Raw genomic sequence first — 21,982 nt, forward strand, 5'->3', positions numbered from 1 at the left:
AGTCAGCGAGACAAAACCTCAGGCATCAACCCTGTAATACCATGAAAAACTTCAGTACAGTGCAAAACTTCTATATTACTGCAGCAAGAAGTTTCGTTATACCCCTTCAGCCCAGACTTCTCGTTCACACACTCTTTCTCTAATTGAAGAAAAAACTCTAAACTTTCAACCGGAAGTTCCCTTTTCCTCTCACTTATAATCTTTCTCGCCAAGTGCAACTGCAAGACCGTGCAACATAGGTCTGCAACATGGTTTAATAAGGACCTCATCCCTTTTACGGCATGCATATGCGAATGGAATGATGATGTATACAGATACTGATCAACGGCATGTGAAACGTCGGAGACGCTATCTTCGTCAAAAACCATCATAGACATCACTATCTCACGGGTGAACATAGCCGCATCCTTTGGAGATACGTGAGTCCAAAAAAACTCCAGAAATTTTGTACCGCATTCAGTACTCATAAAAAACTCATACGCGGGGCTGATTCCAGCATGAGTAAGGGCCATATCCGCAAGCTTTGAATAACTACCAACATAATGCACGTACTCGCCGAAGAGATACCAAAGGCTCTTGTATGCGATAAACGACAGCGTAAAGCTCCGCAAGTGCTGGTAGCCAAAGACCTCCATAAATTTTTCTGTTGCCTTTGCTCCTCCAGATGTTACGCCCAAATTTTGACTCATGATGCTATGTGCTCTGACTGCAGCATGTGACGTATCTTCCAGCATTGCAAAATCTCTGCACATAACGTCACAAAATCTTCTGTAGCTCGCGGAGCTATGTCGTAATGCAATGGCTCGATCTATTACATTGAGAATGTGACATGTGTCTCGTATGTAGGACCGAAAATTGCTATTGATATAACAGTAAACAACACTCCTACTAACGGCACGGCCGGCCAAAAGAAGATCGCGATAGTCTTCCATCACAAGGGCGCAGTCCATCAAAGCAATAGCACAGCTCCTGTCAATTTCAGTATCGTGAAATAGAACTTCGGTACTCCTTACAGAATGTGAGATATCATGTGCAGCCATCTGTGCAATAGCCCACTTTATTGCAGCTATTTTCTCGCTTATTTCTCCGATAGTGACACCAGGCCCCACACAATGCGCGCTCTCTAAAAATGCGCGTGCGGCCGTGGGTGATGTTATTTGCGGCACATCCTTCAGCCTATTCCTGGCGTACAACACGGTGTTAAAATTGACCGCCGCAACGACATCGTAGATATCACGTCTCTTGTTGTGTGAGTTAAAAATGCTAGGATTGACAGTAACCGTAATCGAGGATTTAAGCTCTTCAGGATAGTTGTTCATAAGAAAAAAGAACTCCCTCCTTAGCCTGATATAATCTTCGTGGAATACCGTGCTTTGAGGTAGTAAAACAGTTTTTTTGAATGATTCAAGCGCTCGCAAAACTCCCGCTTTTTCACCGTAAAGCTCACTTGCAACTGTATCAGATGAATGTCTTAGTGCTTGTGTAAAAACGCCTTGGTTCCTGGCATATTCCCCTGATAGCAGCGTTATAACATCCGCAGATAAGCAAATTCCCTTTTCATTACGTAACCCCGAAGGTGTCAAATGAGAACGAATTTCTGATGACTCGAGGCCTTGTGACACAATCGCACCGCAGCTCTGTTCAGTCAGCGTTTCTTGCCTTAAAGATTCAGTCGCAACATGATCTGCACAGCGCGTCTTCAGGGAGGATTCGCCAATTTTGTTATCATTGTAGAATACCCTCTCCAACATCAGGAAACATAGGTTCTTAACCCCGTACTTGCGAGCGCGCTCATATAGAGAGCAAGATTTCTCCGCCACTGCGGAATATATTTCAACAAGCTTATTGCATACATATTCTGTAATACTGGATAGCGCACCACATAACAGAACAAAATCAAGGCTCCTGACAACTAAGCATACTACATTAATGGTCAACAAAAAAACCTGCTCGACCGCCGCATCTAACACCGCCACAGCTATCAAACTATCAAAAACCGCTTGGCATATGGGCATCAATGCGTACGTGCCAGCACCTGCAATTCCAAAATGGCCCAGAACTCGGCCCGTAATGCCGATAATAACGCAAGTAGTAACTATGACTGCCAGGCTTATACGCCATATTGGCCTTATCTTCTTAATTCTATATGCAACTTTTTCACGGAAGTTTGACATGTTACAACGCACTTTGAAGGCCGTGCTTATCATGGCCGCAGAACCGGTCCCCGCCACCAATCTTTTATCAAAATCGTCCAGGTATAAGCTTTGCGCTATACTCGAGGTAAGCCGGGTATGCGCTATGATTGACTTTTTCACAAACAGCCAGTCTTTAAAACTTGTAGCAACGTAGCCCGAGCGCGTCCTATACCTGCCGGGCATTAATAGCGGCAGCCATAACGAATGAAATGGCAAATACCTTGATATCCTATAAGCAATATCAACACTTTTCGGAATTACACTATACTCAATATCCCGAATCCACTCATGACTTCGATTTCTGATATATGTGCGCAACATGGTAAAAACTTGGTCGGTACTCACATCACTATCAAACAAACCGTCCACCACTTGTGACAGCTTTGTATCATCAGCGCCGCGTATACCATGAGTTAAATCACACAATTTGTGGGATTCTACTTTGTTGAGAAGTAATGAATTCCGTGATTGAGTATTTGCAATCCATTGACCGTTCTCGTCTACCGAAAAAATCTTCGATATGTTCTGGTATAGGCTCTTTTCCCACACACCCAGCCGCCTTTCCTCAGTACTTACGGTGACTTTTGCATACGCATCTACAAGAGACTTACATGCTTGCAGCTCTTTCCATAGCCTATTATAGGCATATACAAAGCTCCTCACCTGATCAGCGAGCTCCTTCACTTCACTCTTAGAGACTCTTATGACTGCATCTCTATCAACAGTTTTTCCAGTAGTTTCGTAATCATACACAGCTAACAGATGGCTGATATCGTCGCTGACGTTTTTGCAGGTTTTATGCAGAAATAACCGCAAATCACCAGCTGTAAGCTTGCCAATGCTCTCAGTAAGAAAAATGATTTCTGCCTCAATCATAGAGCTTATGCATTTGAAATACCGCCGATGTGCTCGTGATATCCCACTCTTCCCGACAAATTTTTGCACAAAAATGGGATTGTTAATCAGGCGTTTTACCCTATGCAGGCCTAAAATCGCATCACGTACTTCAATGGTGTCCTGAGCAGTAACTACAGGCTGCGCCTCTCCTTTCAGAGACCCATAATAACCTTTTTGCTGCTCATAAAAGTCCATCCGTAACCTGGTTACATGGCATTCTACCTGCCGCTCATACAAGCGTTCTTCCACATAACAACGAACAGCGGGGTCCCCTACTATTTCGCGCAGCATGACAACAAAATCGCAGCCTTTTATCCTTAGATTGGTTGCGGGGTTAAAGTCGGCGTTCGATATAGTATCTATAAATTTCTCAAAACAGCTTATGACACCGTTATCGTAATGACTATCAGGACCTTCTTTATTGCTCAACCCGATGTCACGTAACTGCTGCAACCTCATTTTGGCCGCTTTAAGGAGTATGCTATCTGTCGGTCTATCTGAAATTCCTTTGAAGACATAGCACATATCTTGCTTGGCAAAGCGCACCAGGCCTTCTAATAACCTCGAGTCCGGAAAACACAAAGAAATGCCCTCACAGCTCTCCCGTGCAGCAGCATCCAAATTATGATTTAAAAACCGCCCGCCATGCACCCCGTCAATGTTCTTTACCCCATCATGAAAATGTTCGTATATCTGAGTGACGTAGTCCGCAAATTGATTTGTAAACTCTAGCTCTAGGTATCTGGCAATACTCGCGCCGTATTCGTCCTCACATGCACACAGAGCCGGATTGCACATGTTCTGCGTTGTAGATATGATGTCAGATTTTTTGACCCTTACAAAAAGTTCATCAGGGCCATTTATTTTCACCTTGCCCGGCAAAGTTGAAAGCACAAGATGGAGCCTATCCCCAGGCTTACATACGAACGTATAGTCAAATGTGCCCTCTTTTAGCTCGCTGATAGCTATGCCGTCCATAAGCCTAAGTAGGCAATCTTTGACGCCTACACGCCCTTTTTTACGAAACACTATAAAGACCCCTATGCGCTATGCCAAGGCTAGACTACAATCAAAACCGCGCGATTAAACGCATTGCGCGCCACGTCACAACACCACTAGCCTGCCATCCAAAAGGACATAGAACATACGTAGAGTAAAACTTGGTCACAACGAAGTTTGCTTTTAGATCTTGTCTTTGACAAATTTCAAAATAACCTCACCGTTGGCCACGCTGCTGCCCGGAGATAGGAGAACTTCTTCCACCTCTGCTTCCACTTCGGAGCATATTAGGTTTTCCATTTTCATAGCCTCTATCACCAGCAATGGCTGACCCACGCTTACCTTGTCTCCTTTTTTTACATAAATTTCAACAATCATCCCAGCTATCGGAGAAACTACGGTATCACGGGATACCTCATCCTCCTGAGCCTCCGGCATGAACTCAAGCAACCGGTCTATACTCTCTCCGTGCACCGTGCATATTGCGCCAACCGCCATGTACTTTAGGTGATACCGGCTAGAGCTTCGGCTAACCTTTATGCAGTAAGAACTGTCATCTATGCTTATGTTCAGCATCTTGTAATTCCCAAGCCACGTTCCGGACAATACAACATATGCACCGCTGTCATCTAGTGTCGCATAGATACCTCCGTCAGTGCTCCTGGCGCTCATAGCGTATTTCCACTCGCCAACACGGGCACAGACCTTTTCGTTCAATACGTATTCGCCATATTCCCTTTTTTCCTCTTCAAGGTACATATACAGCAGCGCCAAGGCAAAGATTTTACCTATTTCAGGAGTGAGCTCATCGCCTTTAAAACCTGATTTATAAAACTGCGGAATAAACCCTGTACTTGTATCTCCCGAAACAAAAGACGGATGACAAAACACCGACAGTAGGAAATCTATATTGTTTACAACACCACCAACGTAAAAACTGGACAAAGACCTCTTCATGGTCTCTATAGCCTCAGCCCTAGTTTCGCCATAAGAAGAAACCTTAGCTATCATCGGGTCATAAAACATACTAACAGTAGAACCCTCAGTGACGCCACTATCTATCCTAAGATTAACGTTAGCAGGTGGTTCATGGTAGTGTGATATTCTGCCACTGGAAGGTAAAAACCCCTTTCCAGGATCTTCTGCATATACACGAGCTTCTATTGCAGAACCAACAAACCTCACCTCTTTCTGCGTAAACGGCAGCGGCGCGCCTTCAGCGATTTGTATCATTTTTTCCACTAAGTCTATTCCCGTGACAAGCTCTGTGACCGGGTGCTCTACTTGCAACCTTGTGTTCATCTCCAAAAAGTAAAACTCCCTGTCCGCATTGACTATAAATTCGACAGTCCCCGCAGAAAAATAATTCACTTTCTTGGCCAAATTGACACACTGTGCAAACATCGCACGTCTAGTTTTATTATCCAAAAATGGGCTGGGCGTTTCTTCTATAACCTTCTGATTATTTCTTTGTATGGAGCATTCCCGCTCACCCAAACACACAACATTGCCCTGCTTATCAGCTATAATTTGGATCTCTATGTGCCTGGGGGAGACTATATACTTCTCTATGAATATCCTGCAGTCGCTGAAACTCTTCTTAGCCTCATTGGTGGAGGAAACAAATGCCTGTTCCATCTCCTCTTCTGTATGGACAATTCTCATGCCTTTCCCACCACCACCAGCAGCAGCTTTTATCATGACTGGAAATCCGATTGACTTGGCTATGTCCTTGGCCTGGTCAACTGTGGCAACAACTCCCATGTATCCAGGAACAACCGCAACACCTGCGTCCTTGGCAATTTTCTTAGACACAACTTTATCTGCCATCATCCGCATGGAGGACGGTGCTGGGCCTATAAACTCTATACCGCACTCAGATAGCTTATCCGGGAATTCTGCATTTTCCGACAGAAACCCGTATCCCGGATGCACAGCATCAGCTCCGGTACTTACTGCTACACCACAGATCTTATCTATGTCTAGATAACTCTGGCTTGCCGGACTAGGGCCTATGTATACTGCTTCGTCAACACATTGCGTATGCAACGCGTCCCTGTCAGCGTCCGAATACACCCCTACGCACCGTATGCCCATTTTGTGAGCGGTGCGAGCTATTCTACACGCGATTTCGCCCCTATTAGCGATTAGTATCTTCTTTATCATGTAGATAATTAAAAACCGTAAGCTGATAAACTTCTCTGGCAGCCTGATGTGACAACCAGATTCTACATTTGTGCCTACACACTGCAAACAATATTTTACGTCACTGTTTGCAAAATAGCTACAGCAGTACAAAATTGCGGGAGAACGCACACGTGATGCAGGATCTCAAAGTGATTCTGGGGCTCTTAAGCCAGAAATATAGCTGCTCAACAATACTTAATACTGTAACTGATAAAGCTCCGTGATATCACAATATTGCATTACATTATACAAATGTACCTGTGCATGGTATCAGAGTCGTACAAGGTATTATGGAAATTGAGTCCATTCCCAAAAAACGCTCAAAATAACTTTAGAATAACATGGAAAGCTCGCGCACCATATCGATAGATGGCTCTACCGAAAACAAAAGGCTCGATGTCGTACTGGCAACAGCCCTAGAAACGTCTCGTAGTAAGGCACAACGCATGATGATGAACGGCTGCGTGAAGATTTTTGACCAACTAATATACGATAACAGCCATATAACAAAAGCTGGGGAGCAGTTTACGGTAGCTGTTCCCGACGAACCAGAGCATTCCCCGCTCGATCCATGCTACGATATCCCACTTAGAATAGTATATGAAGACGAACATGTAATAGTCATAGATAAAGACCACAATATAGCGACACACCCAGGCAATGGCACTCAGAACATGACCGTAGCAAATGCCCTTTTAGCACATTGCGGTAGCTCCTTAAGTTCCGTTGGCAGCAGTAAAAGACCTGGAATCGTGCACAGACTTGATAAAGACACCAGCGGCCTACTGGTGGCTGCAAAAAATAATGACGCGTACCTTAAACTTACTGCGGCACTACACGAAAAAAAATTCAAAAAAGAGTACCTGGCACTAATATGGGGATCGCCCACTCCGCAGCATGGGTTTATACAAACCTATTTAGATGTAAGGAAGTCTGACAGAACCATGATGGAAGTCACCCAGCACCGCGGCAAACTAGCATGCACAGAATACAAGGTGGAAGAATCCTTTGGTAATGTCGCAAGTATGGTTAGATGCACTCTGCATACAGGAAGAACCCATCAAATAAGGGTTCATATGAGCCACATAGGACACTCTGTTATCGGAGACCAAAAATACGGAAAAAACAACAGAAAAAGCTACAGGTGCGGGATTTTACAAGTACGCGCCTTCAAAAGACAGGCGCTGCACTCTTGCTTGCTAGGGTTTCCACATCCCCACACACAAGAATACATGATATTCCACTCAGAACCAGAGCAAGACATTAGACAACTAACCGACGCACTGCGAGAGTCAACAGCCCCCGGTAACACAGCGAGCTGCGATACATAAACCGCCCGCATCGAAGCACGAGACCACACATAGCCTTAACAAACACACTGAGACCGAACTAGCTTAAGCCACACCACCATGCAACAATACGCTGCTAAAGTAACTTCTGCTTATAACTGGTCACTTTGTTGCGACTTACCAGTAGCGATAGCAACCCTGATTTTCCTTTTGATCTTACGAGCTTCCTCAGTCAACTTCCTAGAGCTCGTATTGAGCAAATAGAGGTCCAACCCTCCTTTGTAGTCTATGGTACGCAAAGTACTGCTAGCAACTTTGACTCTGAACTTTCTTCCCAAAACCTCACTAACCAAAGTAACATTGTGCAGATTCACTAGGTAACTCCTCTTAGTCTTACGATTAGAGTGAGAGACCTTATTACCAAAAGACTTGGATACTCCCGTGATATCACAAACCCTGCTCACCAAAACCTCCGTGCACAGCAAACAATCTCCCATTCTACCAAGATGCGACAAGTAGTCAACATCGGCCTAGCATAACCCCTACAACATGCTGAGAGTCGCAATGTTGAGCCATGATTACTTTAGTATCACGGGCTATAACGCTGAAAATGCGCAGTCTGCCAATAATACTGCAAAGAGGTGCATAGCCGCAGCTGTAACACGTATGCAAACAATGTTCAAAATTTGGGCACAGCGCCAAAAATACGCTTTCCTCGCACGGAGCTATGATTTACCTGCGCTACATAGTGCAAAAGCATCGTGGCGCCATCAAATAACCAACTCCTTCTTGCGCATGGAGCTCATCAAACCCACCACAGGCTTCTCGAACCACAACAACAAAAGGGACTGCCTGATCCACATCTTTCACATATCATGGCTGTCACCACAAATGCTGCCAGCAGTGACGCTATCTGATCATCCTTACACCGACCCGCGGGTGCCTTCTTAATTGCAAACCAATGTTACCAACAATTACCACACTGATTTTGCCTCACTAAGCGCTGCGTGATCCCACTACAACAATCACTAAATCCCTCTCCGAAACCACGGCCCTTACATCCACTGCAAGCTCCAACGTAAACGTGCCATGTCGGAGAAAGTGCGCTAATCTCAGATAAAACTCATTGGGTCAACATCTATAACAACCCGTACGTGCCGAGATTGTTTGTACTTATCTCTACACTCTGAAAGCAGATTCCTCACAGAAACAATGTTTGCTACCTTCAGAAGTATACGATACCTGTGTCTGTTGTTGACAAAGCTTATAGGAGCCGGAGCCGGGCCCCACACTGTCACTTTCCCAGACATACTGCTCACAATAGAGTTGGCTATTTCTATAACCCTCAGCTCCTCTTTACCTGATACGATAATCGAAACCAGCCTCATGAATGGGGGCATCTCAGTAGTTCTTCTGGATTGCAGCTCCGTGTTGTAAAAATCTTCGCGATTATCAGATAACAAAGACTTTATGACTGTACTTTCCGGGTCATATGTCTGTAAAACCACCTGCCCTCTTTCCTTATACCTCCCTGAGCGTCCAGATACCTGGTGTAATAGTTGGTAGGTCTTCTCCGTGGCCCTTAGATCACTATTGCCCATGCCCAAATCTGCATCTATAACGCCAACCAACGTTAGCTTTGGGAAGTTATGCCCTTTAGCAATTATCTGTGTACCGATAATAACGTTAAGTTCACCAGACAATAAATGCTCTATCGTGCGGTTTGCGTCCCTGGCGCTTATGTCACTGCTGATAACAGCGGGTCGCGCCTCAGAGATTAGCTCCCGTATTCCTTCAGCGATCCTCTCAATACCGACACCATACGGGCTCATCGTGTCATGCTCTTGGCAGCTCGGGCACTGTCTAGGCACCCCGCAGGTATAAGCACAATAATGACATAACATGGCTCCCAATATCTTGTGTTCTGCCAGCCATGTGCAGCAATTAGGGCAACTTATTTTGTGACCACACTTTTTACATAGCACAAGCCTTGCATAACCCCTGCGATTTAGGAACAACATAACCTGATTGCCCTTAGCTAAAGTTGCGGAGATTTTTTCATATAAACAAGATGATAACCATGCGTTCTTCAATTCATCCTTTCGCATGTCCGCAACGATAATTTCAGGCATTACTGCCTCACCAAACCTACGCTGTAAAACCACGTGGTGGTACTTTCTTTGCCACACATTATGCATGGTCTCCAGTGCAGGAGTTGCAGAACACAACACAACGGGTATGTCAATCTGCTTTGCCAGTACAATGGACATATCTCTCGCATTATATGACATCCCAGAATCCTGTTTGTAGGAAGACTCATGCTCCTCATCAACAATGATCATTTTCAGATTTCTAAACGGCAAAAAGAGAGCTGACCTAGCTCCAACAACTATGGATGTGGTACCACATACAACTGATAGCCAATTTTCCCGGCGTTTTTTTACCGTGAGACCGGAGTGCCATTCCACAGGGTTGTATTCTGCAAAATACCCATGAAGGCGCTTCATTAGCTGCGTGGCAAGCACAATCTCAGGCAATAACACAAGAATCTGTGCGTCGCCGCTCTCGCGTAACAGCTTCCTAGCGGCCGAACAATAGACCTCAGTTTTCCCAGATCCAGTTTTTCCGTCCAGCACAGTAACAGAAAAGCCTGATAATTTATCCACGATTTTGTCGCATGCTACTGATTGTTCGCCAGACAACTCTGGCAACGTCTCAAAATCATCTACCGGGCTTTTTACGTTGCTACTTTCATCTAATATCCCATCAAAGGACAAAAACTTACCTTTTGGCATGCCCCCAAATACCATCTTTAGCACCATGCCGAGAGGAATGATATTATAGCTACTAACCCACTGGATGAATTTTATTGCAGCAGGATTTATAGCGGGGAAAAGAAGCTTATCGATTACCGTCTTGAGCTCAACCTCGCATTCAACCGTGGCCTTAATATCCACAACTAGCCCAACAGCTACTCTACCACCAAAAGGCACGCGCACATAATCACCCGCAGAAAGGCTCATGCCATCCTTGATCGCGTAGTAGAAAGTCTTGTCCAATGGAACAGGTACTATTACCTCCGCTATCATAAACAACCCTTGTTATCAGCGCGCCCTGAATAAAAGACACTGCCACTTATCAGGATCTTAAGCTCAATCGCTATATACCACTGCTCCAAGACAAACACTCCCTACCTTGTGTACACGTCGCCGTTCCCGCTAACAGCCCTACGTATCATGCGTTTGGCACTGCAAAACCCCCACACAGACCGCCGCACTATAGCATGACAGCTACGAAACTCAAAACGACTACAGGATTCTTTAAAAGTTTACCGTGAAAGGAAGTACTCAATAATTTTCGCAGCTATCTCAATGGACAGGTCCACCTCATCGTTATGCCCTACCTTTTCATCCATATTCACGAGCAAAAACTCGGGATGCATTTGCAGCAACATATTACCACGGTCATCCTCAAGTCCTTCTATGATTCCATCATCAGCAACAGCAGAAATCGTATACCCAAGTTCATGCAACCTGGACATATTACTTTTGCTGATATTAATTCCCTCACTATGCATGTCGGGGAGGTAAAACTTCAATGCTGCCCGGCCTTTTTCTGTGCCCTTAACCCCTGCTACAATCTCTGCAAGCTTACTTCCGGCAATGGCCTCAGCCCTCGTTAGCGACGCGCCAAGCTCCCTAGGATGCAGCACAGAAACTGAATGCGATTCAGCCATCTCAGGAGAGTTGAGTATCTGATCAATCCTCGATATTTGCACGTTCTGAGCGTGCAGTACCCCTTGCAGTCCCCCACAAATCGCCAGCAGTCTCAAATCATGGCGTCGCCGTATTATGTCTACCAACGAATTTGTCACCATCTGCCTGTGCGGTACCGGAGGCAGTGGCGGACTGGATATGTTATAGTAGTCGCCCGGAATAAATATCCTATCTACCTTGTGCTTAAGCAGCAATTTTTCAACACGATCAGTAACCGCATCTTGGCTCGCACCGTCGCCTAGCGCCTTCATTATGGCATTGTAGTCTATCATGACCACTTTCTTAGCACCAAACCTCAGCAGTAGATCTCTAACATCTACAGCTGTCCGGTACTCACCATCATAAGTAGAGCTACGTGTAGACAAAAGCCCAACTATAGCGTCTGTCCTGGCTGCATGTGCGCCAAAGGAAAAAAGTGCCATAGCGAAGACAATCTGTAACAAGACTGCTCTCATATTGTTTGTCAGGACGAAAAAACTAGTATTCACTTTTCTCACACACCATAAGTATCAAAAATTGTCAGCGCTGATATCAGCACTCTTGGCCCACTAATCTTCCCTAAGCTATCAAACCCTCAGAGTAATTTACACACATTCGCCACCGTAGTAAAGTCATAGACAAGTGCGAAATGATCCCAGCAGCTCAAACAACGATGCCTCCGTAGGGTGCTGTGATACAAGCACGTCCTTCCAAGGGTAAACGCTCAAGGCCTTGCTGGCTCCAAGACTTATAGTGTACGCACTTACGGAACGTGTAATTTCCTCGGAGATACCTGCATTCTTCGCAAGTCTGATAAAAATTTCTGCAGTGCGTTCAGAGTAAAACAGTATCCCAGAAATTCTCCTATTATTTATATACTCCAAACACTCAGAGCTCATTTTATCAGTAGCCACAGCCTCGTACAATACCACTTCCTCTACCGAAATGCCTACATTTCTCGCAGCTTCGCACAGATCGTGCGAGACATGAACACCCCTCGCATATAGCAGATTCGCACCCGGCATAGCGGCGCCCATGTACTGCAATATATCATCAACTCTGCCGCCTACAGTGTGTACATTGCTGAACCCAAGACTCACAGCACATTCCATGGTACTATCGCCTACAGCAATGATGCGCATGTTCCTCTCCTTTGTGGCATTGTACATGCCCCGGACGCCATGCTTACTCGTAACTATAACACCGTCGTAACTGCTAATGTCTCCAATTTCCGTTGATAGATAATACACCCGGAACATGGGCTCTATAAAGACGCTGAACCCGAGCTTTGCCAATGCATCTTTTGATTTTATGGAGTCCTCAACAGCTCTAGTCAAAAGCAGCATAAAACACCTTTTTTCGGGAAAACCTGCGGTTAGGCATAACAATATGGCCCGCACGATATTCTATACAACACTGATACAAAGCATAGCAACCTCTGTCATCATGTCGTCCATACACAATACGGGACAACTGCCAAGCGTAGCTCTGTTGTTTTAACAGCAAATTTCTAATCTCCGTCTTAACATAGATATAACGGTTTTACACACAGTACTGTGATAACTGTTGATGAATTCAACTTCCCTATCATTCATCATTTCATGATCTATAACGTTTCTGTCTAGTTAGGATATTCGTAAGCTGTCCAAACCTGAAAAAACCATTTCCATTATCTACAATATACATGGATTTCCTGCCCTAATGCCGTATGCATTATGCTTGTAGTATCCAGGATCGTTCGACAGAATAACGTATGCAAGTTGCTATAGCAGCAACAGTTATGATGTTAAAGGCAAGTGGACTTACAGTGGCATACATACTTCCGACAGCCAACTTTTAACCTCATCGCTCACATATGGCATAATAGTCTTACACACAGTACTGTGATAACTGTTGATAAACTCAATTTCGCTATTATTGAGCATTTCACGATTTATAACGTTTTTGTCTATTGGAACGCACGTGAGCTGTTCAAACCTGTAAAAACCATTTCCTGCATCTACAACGTACATGAGATTTTCTGTCCTAATGCCGTATGCATTATGCTTGTAGTATCCGGGCTCGTTCGACAACACCATTCCCGGCAGAAGCTCCACATTATTGGATGCAGAAATCGCCTGAGGCCCCTCATGCACTGACAGAAAGCTGCCTACACCATGCCCTGTAGCGTGCCCATAATTTAGCTGCTCCTTCCACAAATATTGCCTCGCCAAAGCATCTAATGCTCCTCCATTAGTGCCCCGCGGAAATACAGCACTTGCAACGGCGATAAAACCTTTCAGCACCAAAGTAAAATGCCTTATCTGCTCTGCAGAAGGCTTCCCAACTGCCACCGTACGTGTTACATCGGTGGTGCCATCGTAATATTGACCGCCTGAATCTATGAGATAAAGACCATCTCCTGCAATAACTGCATTACTACTTTGCGTTACCCTGTAGTGCACAATGGCTCCGTTGCTATTAAATCCTGAAATGGTTTCAAAACTTTCTCCCAAAAACAGGTCTTGCTGTTGTCTGTATGACCTCATTTTCGATGCTGCTTCCATCTCAGTAACCTTTTGATCGCACTCGAGCACACACTTCAGCCAATGCAAAAAGTTCACTATCGCCACTCCATCACGAATATGAGAGTTTTTCATTCCCTCAATCTCAGTTTCATTCTTTTGCGCTTTCAAATGGGTGCAGGGGTCATTATCCTCCACGAGTGACACTTTATCCTCAATTGAGGCGTATATTGACATAGGCACGGTCGATCCATCAACCAAGATATTGTTTAAACCCTCTAAGGTGCTTGATAGCTCCCGTAGATCGCGTATATTCACTGCATCATCGTCTATATCTGTATTATCCACACCGTCAATAAACAGATCTACCCTTCCATCACTGTACAAAATGGCACGAGCCAAAACAGCAGGATTGTAGGCAAATGCTAAGTTGCGTATGTTCAGAAGCCATGAAATCGAGTCCACATCTGTCATTAGGATGGCTTCACAACTCCTAACCTTAGACCATACTAGATCGCGTTTCTCACTGCTTGCGATGCCTGAAAAATGCACCGGGTGGGTTACAATCTTCTGTCGTATTTCCATGGGTCTGTCCCAAAGCCTATCAAGAGTTTTACACGTCAGCATTTTCAAGTTAAATCTCTTGAATCTTCTTACTTGGTATAGAGTAAATAATTCGCCATAATAGCCTACTAGCGCTTCCTTTTGAAGGTTCACTTCCAGCCATGATGCGACAGGTGTATCGCTTATGTCGTAGATGTCAAAGTAGGCAGGATCCACCTCCAATGCGGCCTGAATGGTATACCTGCTATCCGTGAAGAACTTACATCTACCTTCTTTACAGATGATTACCTGAGCATGGGACCCCGTAAAGCCACACAACCACCTAATTCGCTGAAAGCACTCCCCTACATAACCGGATTGGTATTCATCAACATTTTGTATGAGCAGCACTTCTACCCCATGTTCATGCATGGTGCTTCGCAAGTCATGTAGCTTTGATTTCATACAGTTGCCTCAGGTACAAGAATTAGAGTTTTACAGCGAAAAAGCATAATGTAAAAGCTTCAGGAAAATGCCATAACGAACAGTTCAAACCCCTTCACATAACCATAGGATTACGAGGTACTCTTTGCACTGAATTTTCTATACAACCTGGCATGAAGAAAAGAAGGACTTACTCAGGCATGCGGAGTGCGGTGTCAAATTCATACCGACGCACAATACCGCTTTTCCGTGTACCGACCAGAACCTTCGGTATCGAGACAAGACAGGGTGCCGTCCTTAACGGCACGTAAGGGCGCACTAAATGTCCCTGCAATTGAGCCCGTGTACTGCGAATTGGTACAGAGCTGCAAATGACAAGACGAATCTGAGACAAATATCTGGGGCTTACCACTCCTACAACTCATGTGTACCATATCTTCCCTACAGGAAAAGATCTAACATGACGTTTTTACTTCGTCATAGATATTTGGGAATCCTAGGGTTGGTCTAGCAAAGCAAAAGACAACAGACTCTGGGACGGGCGCTGATGGCGGGCAACTTATTGCCCAATTTGTCAAAACAGCCAAAGCGAATCTCTCTTCGGTATGGCTGCAGTATGAAACGTCGCGGGATTTTGCTGCAGTACATGCCAAATTGTATAGGCACAAACGCAAAACCCATCTCATACGGAAATGCTATAACCATAGCTCCAGAGTGTGTTCGCCGAAGAGAAAAATCTATAATCCGGAATATGACAAGAAATTGCATTAGAAGAAGCATACTGTGGCTCCACCTATAACTAATTACAACCACCAGGTTTTCTATCCTATATCGGGTATGTAATCTAATTGCGCATTTGGAAACTAATGGAAAATAGGCCCCTAGAGGCAATATCTAGAAAAATTTACGCAAACTTGCAGCATTAGTCACTATTTCTTATTACACGTGGCGCACAATGAGGCACTTGATAAGTCTCACAGAGCAAATAGTACCATCAAACAAAAGTGTCATCGCTTACGGTCCGGTTACGTCCTCACACTTCTTAGGAAAGAAACTGTAATATCGAAATACTATGCTCACATGCGGTAGTGGCCACGCTTGCGTAAAGGATGAGTGCCAATTTGTATAGGGGAGTGCTTTCAGCGAATTAGGTGGTTGTGTGGCTTTACGGGGTCCCATGCTCAGGTAATCATCTGTAAAGAAGGTAGATGTAAGTTCTTCACGGATAGCAGGTATACAATTCAAGCAGCATTGGAAGCGGATTCTGCCTACTTCGACATCTACGACATAAGCGATACATCCGTCGCATCATGGCTGGAAGTTAACCTTCAAAAGGAGGCGCTAATAGGCTATTATGGCGAGTTATTTATTCTACACCAAGTAAGAAGATTCGAGAGATTTGATCCGAAAATACCATTGGTAGCGGGGGTTTGAAAATTAAGCACTCAGTTTTGGTACAAAACGAGCTCATCCTTCTTCATCACAAACTGAAAATTCTTCAGGAAACTCATCCCCAATAAGGACGTCTCAAGCGGCGAGGTACTTATACTGGCCCCTACATTTCTCGCAATGAGGTTCCCGATACTAATTTCAGGAATCAAAAAGTAAGACGCCTGTATAGAGCCATTCGCTGTATGGTACGTCTTTGATGTTGTTACTGGGCGCATGTGTGCCCCAATACGCTGCGCATCTTTGTACGACAGAACAACATCGGTAGCTCCAGTATCGACTAGAAACCTTATGTTTTCTCCATTTATAGCCGCGAGTATGTAGAAGTGCCCGTCGCTGGACTTGCGGAAGGATACACCCCGGCCATGAACAGGAGATGCAATACTAACAGCAGTAGCCCCGGTGTTTTGCAGTATTTTATGTCTAACGTCATATACAAAGGCTATGCCCACAGTGAGCCCCAGCCAGAAAACAATGTACTTAGCAGACTTCATTCCAGAATACCTCCTCAGGCGTACTCACAATACCACCCAATAACTGAACAGCGCAAACCTAAATGAGAACCTATTTAAAAGTGCAAAGCGCAGAAAAGCCGCACCGAAGCCCAATAGCCATTCGAGTAAGCGTAATACTAAATCGCTGTATTACGACCCGTCCGAAGAATTTTGACGCAAAACTAAGAATGTGTCATGTAGACATCTCTTGTGCCGCGGCTATGACCGCAAAGTCTTCCTATACGATTTAAAAGCACTTGCAAACTGAGCTCGCATGCTCCCGCGCTCACAAGAGGGAACATAAACGAAACACTAAACCAAGCGTACCCCCACAGTATTAACTTCAACTTATCAAGTGTACACACTATGAGGTGTAAACGACGTCTGCCGATAAAATCTGCATCGAATCTAATACACACAGTATATATGTTATGCTTCAGCAACACCACTCAGGACGCTGGTAAAAACATCTTCCCTTTTGATACCCGCTCCCACTCGCTTTTGAAGCCAATCATGTGCTCTAAACCGCTATTATCCAGGTACGTTAGCATAGATTCAACACATTCATTGTAGCAATTAGTCGTTATCCTTTCTTGATGATGCATAAGTCTTAAGTACACTAGGTAGGTGTTAATAACGTCGGTCTCGCAATAGTCGCGGATTTTTGACAACTCACCCCTGTCATACATGTCAGCAACATCTGACCCAGACGCACCATACTTCCCTGGAAAACCTAAAACAGCGCATACTTCATGCATTTTCACTCTAGCAGAAGTCCCAAAGTCCGAAAGGCAATCTAGCAAATCACAATGCCAATCAACGCTATATCGCTGGAAGTAGTTGTTCCACTTATCACCCGATTTGTATAAATATCCAACCTGTACTCCATGCAGCATAGCCCTATACTTTAGCACCGGAAGATCAAATGTCCTGCCGTTGAATGTTACTATCCTAGGACGAATTGAAGCAAGGTAGCTAAAGAACCCCTTCACCAAATCATATTCAGAAGACTCAACAGTTCCTCCAGAGCGTATTTCTTGCAAAGCAAAGTATTCGTGACCACCCTCTCTCCTGATGTTTGCCCGCAAAAAACTGACCGCAACTATTTTGTGGAAAGGCTGCCGAAGAAAAGGGTTTTGACCATTTGTGATTTCTAGGTGGTAATTTACCATAGCTTCGCGCTTAGCAAATATATCCGCATCGGCGTCAAAAGAGTCGCCTAAAAGATTGTCGCAGCTATCAACATCGGGAATGGTCTCTATATCAAAGACCAACAAAGAGTCTAACACGACTTCACCTCCTTACTTACACAGATACTAGCGCGGGGCCTCCAAACAAAACAGATACGCTTTGCTCTCCTAAGCATACCCCACGCACTCTTCGAGATGGTCCTGCCACAGCTTACGTACCTTCACAAACAGATAAAGATGTACTTCCTTGCCGAGAATTTGTTTAAGTTCTGCCCTTGCCACAGTGCTTATTGACTTTATAAGCTCAGCATCCTTGCCCACAACAATCGTCTTCTGGCTTTCTTTCACCACATATATAACTTGTTTGATGATTATACCCTTGCCTCGTTCTACCACTTGTTCTGTAACCACAGATAACGAATATGGCAACTCGTGGCGCAACGCTAAAAACAGTTTCTCCCGAGTAATTTCAGCAGAAAAAAACTCAAGCGTAGCGTCGGTACGATACCCATCAGGATATAGCCAAGGGCCACTGCACGCTGATTTTTGCAAATATCCCAAGAGCTCCTGAACACCCAACCCATGCAAGGCAGAAATCGCAAAAACTTTATCGAATTTGTGCATGGACTGCACTTTCTCGATTATGGACCTAATACCCCTATCATCAAGGAGATCTATTTTGTTTATAATAGCAATAGCCGGAATGTTGGAATGGGCAATCCTCCGCACAATCCGCTCAACATGGCTGCATAAATAACGCTTAGCATCCAGGACCAGCGCCACTTTGTCAGCGCCTTTTATGGACATCCATGCATTCTTGACAATAAACTTCTCTAGCTTAGTTGTAGGAGAAAAAACACCCGGTGTATCAGTAAAAATGAGCTGAACATCACCATCGTTGCGCACCGAATTCATCCTAACCCGTGTGGTGTGCACCTTATGGGTAACTATAGACGCCTTAAATCCCACCAACTCATTGATCAATGTGGACTTTCCAGCGTTTGTCACGCCCACCACGGCAACAAGGGAGCACCTTGTCGCTCTCGTATCTTCCCCTTCCACAATCATAACCAAAATCAGAACAAAACAGCTAGCCCTGCATACCACAGGCTACTGCAGAAACTCTCTAGAAACACGCACACCCGCCTTCGGGGCTGTGACAACAGCACTGATGGGTCTACATACCCATCTTCATCTGACCACCAAACTTGCCTATCATGGAGTTGACCTGATTGTACTGCTTTATCAACGCGTTCACAACATCAACTTTTACTCCTGCACCTTTTGCTATCCTAAGCTTTCGCGCCCCGTTTAGTATCTTCGGATTTGCTCGTTCCTCTTTTGTCATGGAGTTTATGACCGCAATATAAATGTCAACCTTACTGTCATCCGCAATGCCAGCAACCTTACGCTTTATATCGTTACCAAAAGATGCTGGTATGAACTTCATGATATTGGCAATTCCACCCATTTTATTCAATGCTTTGAGGTGTAGCACCAGGTCATTCAGGTCGAACTCCCCACTCTTAGCCTTTGCCTGTAGGTCGTTCATAGCGTCTTTTCCAAACGCCTCAACAGCTTTCTCCACCAGAGATGCCACATCTCCCATATTCAGAATTCTACGAGCTACCCTTTCTGGGTAGAAGTCATCCAAATCTTCAGGCTTTTCACCCGTTGACATAAACTTGATAGGACAGCCTGCTACCATTTTCATGGAAAGTATTGCACCACCCCTGGCATCACCATCAGCTCGAGTGAAAATCACTCCAGTCACGCCCAGATCATCGTTGAACTTACGAACCATAACCACAGCGTCCTGCCCCATAAGCGCATCAACAACTAGTATTGTTTCCGCTGGTGACACTGCAGACTTAACAACTTTTAACTCGTCGATCATGTCCTGATCTATGTGCAGTCTACCCGCAGTATCGAGAAGCACAACATCATATCCTCCGCTGCTAGCCTCCTTAATCGCACGCTTTGCAATGTCCAATGGCTTCTGCCCCTCTGTTATCGAAAGGCTGCTAACTCCAACATCTGCAGCCAGAATCTTGAGCTGTTCCTGCGCTGCGGGCCTATACACATCCAACGAAGCAACCAGAGGCTTCTTTGAATCTTTCTTCAACTTTAGGGCTACCTTCACGGTATTTGTGGTCTTACCAACACCTTGAAGACCAACCATCATGATAACCGCAGGCACTTTACCCTTAAGATCAAGAGCGCTCCTCTCATTGCCCAAAACTTCTATCAGGCACTCTTCAACACGCTTGATGACCATTTGTTCGGGCGACACGCCCTTAACTACGGCACCGCCGACGACTTTGTTTTTTACATTGTCTACAAATTCGTCAACAACGCTCAGACTAACGTCGGCATCTAACAACGCCTGGGTTACATCCTCCATAACGAGATCAAAGTCCTTACTTGATATCTCCCGCTTGCCGCTTAACTTCTGCAGCGCCGAGGAAAGACCCTTGGTCAAAGAATCAAACATAAAACCACACCAATACAACACATATGCTTAACATAACAAGAAGCAACGTCGAGGTTATAATTCCCGAAGGCGACGTCGAAAGAGATACGGTATCACACCCACAAATAAAGACGCCCGGGACGCCATTCCTGCCAGCGACAACTTGCGACGAAGGCTTGATACGCCAAAGCCCACGATCCAGCCTTTCACGAACAGAAAGAAACACACCTTGAACCCAACTCTCTACGGAAGTAGCTGAAGAGCACCCGAGGAACTTGCTCCTAAACAAAAAGAAACACAAAATTACAGCCGATATCAACGCTAATTTAGCTCCTACATCGTGTAATGTATACACAAATTTAGGTTCTGAAAAGAGAATGCCCTGCCCGTATATCAATCCAAGAATTATAAGTGACAGCGACAAAATTACGGTAGATGTACCCGCTAAAAAACCCTCCGATGTCTTCAGCTTAGATGAAGTATGTGCCCTTAAAACGCAAAACCAAAAGAACTTCAACGCAACACTTGCAAATAACAACAATACTAACACTGGCTGAACATACTTGAGAACAAAGTATCCTGTACTTTCTAAGTCCATGTGAAGCATCAACGCTTTTGCAACAAAACTAGCAGTTCCAGGACAGGCCCCTATGTTTAACACAGCCACAAGACAACCTACAAATTCAATAGACCCTATTCTTATACTTCCCACCATTTTATCCAGGTCGGTCTGAGCTGAACGCATAACGACAGAATCCGCTATTAAAATAAACAACAGCTGGTACAAAACTGAGAATACCATCTGAGCCATAATAACATCAGCAGGAATTCCGTTGCATCCTATAGACATCAGTACAATGCCAACCTGCCCAATAATCCCGTAAGACACCAACCTGCGCACATTAGTCTCAACGAAAGAACTCACGACCGCGTACGCTGCCGTCAATATCCCTGCTACCAGGACTATGGGTTCTCCAGCAAACATCTTCAGCAGAAAGTACATCGCAACTTTGGTTGTGAAAAGGGAAAGAACGGGCATCCCAAATCGAGATGCTCTAGGGTACGCACTTATCAACCAAGATGACATCGGAAATGCAGCAGCGTTTATCAGCAAACCAATCATGAAGAAGACCATGGGTAAGCCTTCTAGGTATCCACTATATGCATACTGACACGCCCCAACTAGTAGTAACGCCCCTGAAAAAAAATGCATACATGCGTAATGCAAAAACGCAATTTTTCTGCCCTCGCAACCTCCAGAAGCAATTAAGAACATGGCAGCCAGGGCCATGAACTCAAACCCTATTACAATAGTGATAAGATCAGAAGAAATTAGAACAGCCGAACTGCTGGCAGAATACATGAGCGCACATAAAACCTCCTTGCTGCTCCCTCTCACCCTGAGAAATATGCACAATAGCGCTAAAACAAAAGACACAAGAAGCGGTAGTGCATCCCCCGCCTTAGAGAGAAAAGCACCGTATTTTCCCAGTTCAAATGACTTGGGAACAATAGACATAGCTGTCTCCGCAACAGCGTACAATCCAAAACCCACAGAAAATC

15 protein-coding genes are annotated in these 21,982 nt (G+C 44.8%); 2 read left to right on the plus strand and 13 right to left on the minus strand.

The window, feature by feature from the left end:
- Positions 1-2: 2 nt before the first annotated feature.
- On the minus strand, positions 3-4,070 hold the full coding sequence (locus tag PGW94_RS00160; protein WP_271757147.1) for a hypothetical protein: 4,068 nt from the start codon (positions 4,068-4,070) through the stop codon (positions 3-5).
- A 204-nt stretch (positions 4,071-4,274) separates the two neighbouring features.
- Positions 4,275-6,257, minus strand: coding sequence for an acetyl-CoA carboxylase biotin carboxylase subunit (locus PGW94_RS00165; RefSeq protein WP_271757150.1), 1,983 nt, complete (start codon positions 6,255-6,257; stop codon positions 4,275-4,277).
- Positions 6,258-6,619: 362 nt separating this feature from the next.
- On the opposite strand from PGW94_RS00165, the gene PGW94_RS00170 reads away from it, so the two are divergent.
- Positions 6,620-7,609 carry an RluA family pseudouridine synthase gene (locus PGW94_RS00170; protein ID WP_271757153.1) on the plus strand — a complete coding sequence of 330 codons (990 nt, stop codon included), beginning with the start codon at positions 6,620-6,622 and terminating at the stop codon, positions 7,607-7,609.
- 110 nt (positions 7,610-7,719) lie between these two features.
- Here the strand turns inward: PGW94_RS00170 and rpmB are convergent, their stop codons facing one another.
- From rpmB to PGW94_RS00195, 6 genes are all read right to left on the minus strand, one after another.
- A complete protein-coding gene (gene rpmB, locus PGW94_RS00175) occupies positions 7,720-8,031 on the minus strand; it encodes a 50S ribosomal protein L28 (RefSeq protein WP_271757216.1) in 312 nt (103 codons plus the stop codon).
- A 648-nt stretch (positions 8,032-8,679) separates the two neighbouring features.
- A complete protein-coding gene (priA, locus tag PGW94_RS00180; RefSeq protein WP_271757156.1) occupies positions 8,680-10,656 on the minus strand; it encodes a primosomal protein N' in 1,977 nt (658 codons plus the stop codon).
- A gap of 239 nt (positions 10,657-10,895) precedes the next feature.
- On the minus strand, positions 10,896-11,831 hold the full coding sequence (locus PGW94_RS00185) for an amidotransferase (protein WP_271757159.1): 936 nt from the start codon (positions 11,829-11,831) through the stop codon (positions 10,896-10,898).
- Between the two features lie 123 nt (positions 11,832-11,954).
- A complete protein-coding gene (locus tag PGW94_RS00190) occupies positions 11,955-12,668 on the minus strand; it encodes a uroporphyrinogen-III synthase (protein WP_271757161.1) in 714 nt (237 codons plus the stop codon).
- Positions 12,669-12,818: 150 nt separating this feature from the next.
- Complete coding sequence (locus PGW94_RS04510; protein ID WP_410519508.1) at positions 12,819-12,932, minus strand: hypothetical protein; 114 nt, start codon at positions 12,930-12,932, stop codon at positions 12,819-12,821.
- Between the two features lie 192 nt (positions 12,933-13,124).
- Positions 13,125-14,834 (minus strand): aminopeptidase P family protein, encoded by a 1,710-nt coding sequence (locus PGW94_RS00195; RefSeq protein WP_271757164.1) that lies wholly within the window; start codon positions 14,832-14,834, stop codon positions 13,125-13,127.
- 1,092 nt (positions 14,835-15,926) lie between these two features.
- On the opposite strand from PGW94_RS00195, the gene PGW94_RS00200 reads away from it, so the two are divergent.
- Positions 15,927-16,247 (plus strand): aminopeptidase P family N-terminal domain-containing protein, encoded by a 321-nt coding sequence (locus PGW94_RS00200; RefSeq protein WP_271757169.1) that lies wholly within the window; start codon positions 15,927-15,929, stop codon positions 16,245-16,247.
- A gap of 11 nt (positions 16,248-16,258) precedes the next feature.
- Here the strand turns inward: PGW94_RS00200 and PGW94_RS00205 are convergent, their stop codons facing one another.
- The 5 genes from PGW94_RS00205 to PGW94_RS00225 all read right to left on the minus strand — a co-directional run bounded on the left by PGW94_RS00205 (position 16,259) and on the right by PGW94_RS00225 (position 21,974).
- Complete coding sequence (locus PGW94_RS00205) at positions 16,259-16,756, minus strand: TIGR02281 family clan AA aspartic protease (RefSeq protein WP_271757171.1); 498 nt, start codon at positions 16,754-16,756, stop codon at positions 16,259-16,261.
- A gap of 449 nt (positions 16,757-17,205) precedes the next feature.
- Positions 17,206-18,045, minus strand: coding sequence for a 3'-5' exonuclease (locus PGW94_RS00210; protein ID WP_271757174.1), 840 nt, complete (start codon positions 18,043-18,045; stop codon positions 17,206-17,208).
- 69 nt (positions 18,046-18,114) lie between these two features.
- Positions 18,115-19,014 carry a GTPase Era gene (gene era / locus PGW94_RS00215; protein WP_271757177.1) on the minus strand — a complete coding sequence of 300 codons (900 nt, stop codon included), beginning with the start codon at positions 19,012-19,014 and terminating at the stop codon, positions 18,115-18,117.
- A gap of 109 nt (positions 19,015-19,123) precedes the next feature.
- Complete coding sequence (gene ffh / locus PGW94_RS00220; RefSeq protein WP_271757180.1) at positions 19,124-20,440, minus strand: signal recognition particle protein; 1,317 nt, start codon at positions 20,438-20,440, stop codon at positions 19,124-19,126.
- A complete protein-coding gene (locus tag PGW94_RS00225) occupies positions 20,433-21,974 on the minus strand; it encodes a proton-conducting transporter membrane subunit (protein ID WP_271757182.1) in 1,542 nt (513 codons plus the stop codon). Before PGW94_RS00225 ends, ffh begins: the two co-directional genes overlap by 8 nt.
- Between the last annotated feature and the right edge of the window lie 8 nt (positions 21,975-21,982).

This window comes from Candidatus Anaplasma sp. TIGMIC, assembly GCF_028204095.1.
Lineage (GTDB): Bacteria > Pseudomonadota > Alphaproteobacteria > Rickettsiales > Anaplasmataceae > Anaplasma.